Origin of the sequence: Acidisoma sp. L85, from assembly GCF_009765865.1 — a bacterium.
GTDB lineage: Bacteria > Pseudomonadota > Alphaproteobacteria > Acetobacterales > Acetobacteraceae > Acidisoma.
This window is the reverse complement of the sequence record NZ_LMUQ01000038.1, coordinates 1-4,504: the sequence shown is the minus strand read 5'-3', so window position 1 is coordinate 4,504 and position 4,504 is coordinate 1. Positions and strand designations below refer to the sequence as shown.

The 4,504-nt window shown below is 55.7% G+C and carries 4 protein-coding genes and 1 pseudogene; 4 read left to right on the top strand and 1 reads right to left on the bottom strand.

The genetic code is table 11. The features are described 5' to 3' along the window. Positions 1 to 554 precede the first annotated feature (554 nt). Both GSQ83_RS10200 and GSQ83_RS10195 read left to right on the top strand, forming a co-directional pair. Positions 555 to 1,082 carry a hypothetical protein gene (locus GSQ83_RS10200; RefSeq protein WP_158802794.1) on the top strand — a complete coding sequence of 176 codons (528 nt, stop codon included), beginning with the start codon at positions 555 to 557 and terminating at the stop codon, positions 1,080 to 1,082. 71 nt (positions 1,083 to 1,153) lie between these two features. After that, on the top strand, positions 1,154 to 1,621 hold the full coding sequence (locus tag GSQ83_RS10195) for a DUF5384 family protein (protein WP_158802793.1): 468 nt from the start codon (positions 1,154 to 1,156) through the stop codon (positions 1,619 to 1,621). 1,146 nt (positions 1,622 to 2,767) lie between these two features. On the opposite strand, the gene GSQ83_RS10185 is transcribed toward GSQ83_RS10195, so the two are convergent. Beyond that, the gene (locus GSQ83_RS10185; protein WP_174246652.1) at positions 2,768 to 3,055 is read right to left on the bottom strand and encodes a DUF4242 domain-containing protein; all 288 of its coding nucleotides are present in this window, start codon (positions 3,053 to 3,055) and stop codon (positions 2,768 to 2,770) included. Positions 3,056 to 3,154: 99 nt separating this feature from the next. Between GSQ83_RS10185 and GSQ83_RS10180 the strand changes: the two genes are divergently transcribed. Together GSQ83_RS10180 and GSQ83_RS31185 are read left to right on the top strand one after the other, a co-directional pair. Beyond that, positions 3,155 to 4,096 carry a LysR substrate-binding domain-containing protein gene (locus GSQ83_RS10180; protein WP_158802791.1) on the top strand — a complete coding sequence of 314 codons (942 nt, stop codon included), beginning with the start codon at positions 3,155 to 3,157 and terminating at the stop codon, positions 4,094 to 4,096. Between the two features lie 4 nt (positions 4,097 to 4,100). Beyond that, positions 4,101 to 4,205: pseudogene (locus tag GSQ83_RS31185) on the top strand (IS5/IS1182 family transposase); the annotation flags it as partial. Positions 4,206 to 4,504: the final 299 nt, after the last annotated feature.

Here is a 4,504-nt window from a genome sequence, read left to right as displayed (position 1 = left end):
GGGAAACGGTGGCGATGGTGCGGGTCTGGCGGCTTCTTCATGCCATCATCCTTGCCCAGGCCGTCGTAGACCGCCAATTAACGTGATAACGCCCTTCGCTCGGCGAACTTCTCGGACATGCAAGAAGCACAAACGTGCCCGACCAGGTATCGAGGCGCATCTCGGTGGCCACGGATGCACGTGGTGTCGCTAATATACGTCTTCGTGTGGGGATCAGCGGTCAACGCGGCACGGATGAGCTTATCGCGTTCTACTCGTTTGCGGGAGAAGTTGGTTCGCTTATGTTTGTTTTCGGAAATCATCGTAGCTCCCCAATAGAGTTATCTTGTAGACACCGAATCTGTCGTGGGACGGCGGCACCGGCGGTCGGGGACAAACTCGGGTTATATATTAATCAGTGCTAATCGAATGCGGTATCGTAATCATTAAAGACAACTAACTTCCCGGTATCATAGATCAAAATACCCGATTTCCCCATCCCGAGGATTGGCGCACAAGACGCTTCATTGCGGGCTTGAAACTCTAGCGACCACCATCAAATCGGGAAAATTCAAATGCGTAAGGTTTTTTATGTTAGCGCATCGCTCATCGCACTCGGTTCTCTTGCTGCCTGTACAACCCCCGGCGCAAGTGATGCCCCAGACGTATATAGCTCTAATGAGATAAACCAAGCCCAGGCGGCAACGGTTGTTAACATTCTCGCTGTTCTTCCGGCTCGGGTGAACGAAGATAATTCTGCTAACCAGCAAACTGCTAGCAATGTTGGCACGGTTCTCGGAGCAGTAGGCGGCGCCCTACTCGGCGGACTTGCCTTCCATGGCGGATATGGTGGTGCTGCCCTTGGGGCTGCTGGCGGTGGGCTTCTTGGCTCTGCTGCTGGTGCTACCCAGCCGGTGTCGGTGTTAGTGCAGGGTGTAAGCATTACGTACACTGTCGGTGCAGGCACGCAGCCGATGAACTCGGTTGAGGTTGGTCAGTTGTGCCAGTTCCACGCGGGACAAGGGATTATGGTTACAAACGGCCCTGGTGTTACGCGCATTCAACCCAACGCCGTCTGCCCGCCGCCCTCGACCAAAGCCTGATATTTGTTGTGAGAATAGACCTTAAGTCTGAGGTCTATTCTCACAAACCGACGTCGTGAGGAACCTTATTAATGAAGATCGCTATTCTCACCGCTGCTCTTATGGGAATCTCTGTTCCCTGCTTTGCTCAGAGCCAGAGCTATCTCGACAATCAGATAGGTAATGTTGGCGCGGCACAACAGCAGAACTGGGAAATCCAGCAACAACAGATCGCCTCTCAGCAAGCTGCCGAAGCCCGAGCGGAGCATCGCGCATGGCTAGCTCAACAGGCTCGCTACGCGGCGGCACAAGCAGATAAGCTGCGAGATCAAGCGTATGGTGACCAGCTTCGAAGCATTCAAATCCAGGAAGAGCAGACCCAGCTGGATATGGATAAAGCAAAAGCAGCTCGTGCCAACCAATATATCGATCAGGATTTGAACCGACAGCGGGCTGAAACCGACGTCATCCAGTCGAATGCCGATTCTAATCGGAATGTCTCATCCGGCATCAAAAACCTTCTTAGCAACTCAGCGCCAGCAAATACCGTCAGTTACTAGTGGTTGAGGCTGAGGTGTCGGTGCAGCCTGTGATGACTCTGGTTCATGCACAAGGCTCAAGCTCCAGACCAGCAGTCGCTGCGACAGACGGTCAAAAAACTGCGCCAAGGCCTCGGCCCGGGCGGCCTCCGCTGGTCCACCTGTGGCCATGGTATTTTGCGAGCCGGCCATCTCATTGGTGATCCCGGCCTCGAGCCGAACGGCATGACAGTCACAAGGAGGAAACTCCGGCGCGCTGCTGAAGCGGACGGTACCAATTCACGTTTCTATTGAACCATGCTTACGCCGCACCGGCCAATGTCAATCCTTTTCTGCAACCATAGCTCTACTACCATGTCAACTTCACCGGCGCAGTCGCGAGAAAACTACTCAAGGTTGAATAATACACGGAAGCCGGGAAAGTCGGCTTTGGCGATTTCTAAGAGCCCAGGTCGGAGGAGGCCGATAGCGTAGTTGCGAGAGAGGGCGTCTCCTCGGCAACTTAGTGACGAGTCCGCGTTCTACGGCACGTGCGCCTTCAGCTCAGGCAGGCATTCTCTCACAGGTTACGACCAGCGGCCCCTATGCGAAACAAGAGAATCTATGTCAGTCCGCGAGATGCCGATGTCCCTCAACAGATGATTGTTCATCGCGTTGAAATCGGCTGTGGCTGGAGCGTGCCTAAACAACCGAACGAAGAAAACCGTCGCCGCTGCCGTGGGTCGTAGGAGGAAAAAACCGAACGCGTTTGTGAGGTTCGTTCTCGAAGCGCGCTTGCGTTGGTCGAGCGGAGCGGCATCAGGCTCGCGCCCGGTAGGCCGATGACGATTTTCACAAGGCTAGCCGACCCTAGGCGACGTCGGTGTTTGTCGGAATTGAGGGACATCCCCCGCAGGGTGTAACTCTTCGAGCATTGTGGTGCCTTCAGTTAATGTTCGCAGCGGCCGCCTATTAATTCAGTAGAATACACGACAGTCAGACATACATCGCGTGTCGTTTGGCTTTCACCCACCAATGCAAGCGCCGCGTGCATGCAAACTATTACTTCGGTCCAACTCACATTTGCGCATTGTAGACCGGTGCTGCCCGCATTTTCTGCGCGGCGGCCGAGGTGCATATTTCAAGATTGTCGTAGTCACGCCAAAGGACAGCGGTGGACCCGCAACGTCAGTTATTGGCGGTAAGCGGGTCAATGATCTGCGTTACCTCAGTGACCTTATTTGCAGGAAGACCCGCCATCTCCGCATGCCTGCGGATCGAGTCCGCTGAATCTGCGAGGTATATGCAAAAGGTCTTATCATCTGCGACGTAGGTGTGCTGCCATTGGATTGTCGGGCCCATGTCCTCAATGGCCTGATTGGAGGCGCGAGAGGCGCCGCAGAGTTCGACAATCGACATAGCGCCGATTCCTGGAATGTCGCGCTCGACCACAAACCGCTTCAGCTTGTTTGTCATGCTTAACTCCTTCGATAGCGATAAGGTTAGCTCCGCGTGTGTCAGAACACATAGCTAAGACTTCTTTCTAAAACTAAAGTTTTCCTTTATCGTCGGGCGATGGTGGCGCCCTCCTATCTCAGATCGCTGCAGGCGATTGAGCTGGCTCTACGTCTCGGCTCCCTAACAAAGGCGGCCGACGTGCTGTCGATCACTCCTGCGGCGGTCGGGCAGCGGATCAAAGCGATCGAAGATTATCTCGGGTTGGAATTAGTGGTACGCGGCCGATCCGGCTTACAAGCGACGCCCGCATTGTCCGCTTCGTTGCAGCATCTTCACGCCGCTTTCAAAGAACTTGAACGTTTCAGCGAGGTGTTGGACGTTCAGAAGGGTGAAGAGATACATATCGCCGCACCGTCGGACTTCGTCGAGCTTTGGCTCGCGCCTCGCCTCCCGCGCTTCCGTCAGAAACATCCACGTGTTCTGTTCTGCATAAATGGTGAAGGGGGCGTACCTTATCGTGTCGGCCGACTGGATTGCTCGATCAGCTTTGGCCCTATCCGATCGGGCGGCGGCTCGGAGGTGTTGTTTAGAGACTTTCTTCTTCCGATTAGTTCGCCGGAGAACGCGCTACGCATCCAGGGCTATGCGGCCCTCGAGCGGCTGGAGGGATTTCCACTGCTCCATCTCGATCTCTATAAGGGGGACCCCGCCGCGATCGGCTGGACTGAATGGATCGCTGCCGCTCAGTTACAACGCTCGGCACCGGATCGAGGTATCCGATTTCAGCGCATGTCTCACGGCCTCAACGCGGTCGTGTCGAACGCCGGCTTGATGATCTGCGGGCTCGCACTGCTCCACCACTTGGTCGATGGAGGTCGTCTTGCTCTGCCCTATCCAACCTCAACTGGTGCTTGGACAAGCCATGCTTACCAGGCTCGCTTCAACCTACCGAATGCACGGCCGCAGGTCAGTCGCTTCCGCAATTGGTTGCTTGCCGAATGCCGCCAGACGCTGGATTGGGTTGAGCAGCGCGCATGTGAAGGAAACGCGACTGGTTAACGACCGCGAACGCGCGGGTCGGGCTGCCAGTCCGACCGCCGGCGTGCTCGATAGCCAAAGCGCCAAGGCCGCCGAGGCTGGTGGCCCGCGCGGCTACGACGCAGGCAAGTGAGCGGCGCGAGCCCGGGCGACGTCCAAAGCCGCGATGGCTTATTACCTCTGTTACGTTCCTCGCGTCGATCGTTCCCGTTCTTGGAAAGGATACTGTAAGCCTCGAGCACCGACAGAAACGCCATAAATGAGTCCAGACATAAGGCATAGAGCGACGTTAAAAGTGCGTCGGTCTGACTACAACACACTTGCAGTCTTAAAAAGGGCGTTATCACGTTAATTGGCGGTCTACGACGGCCTGGGCAAGGATGATGGCATGAAGAAGCCGCCAGACCCGCACCATCGCCACCGTTTCCC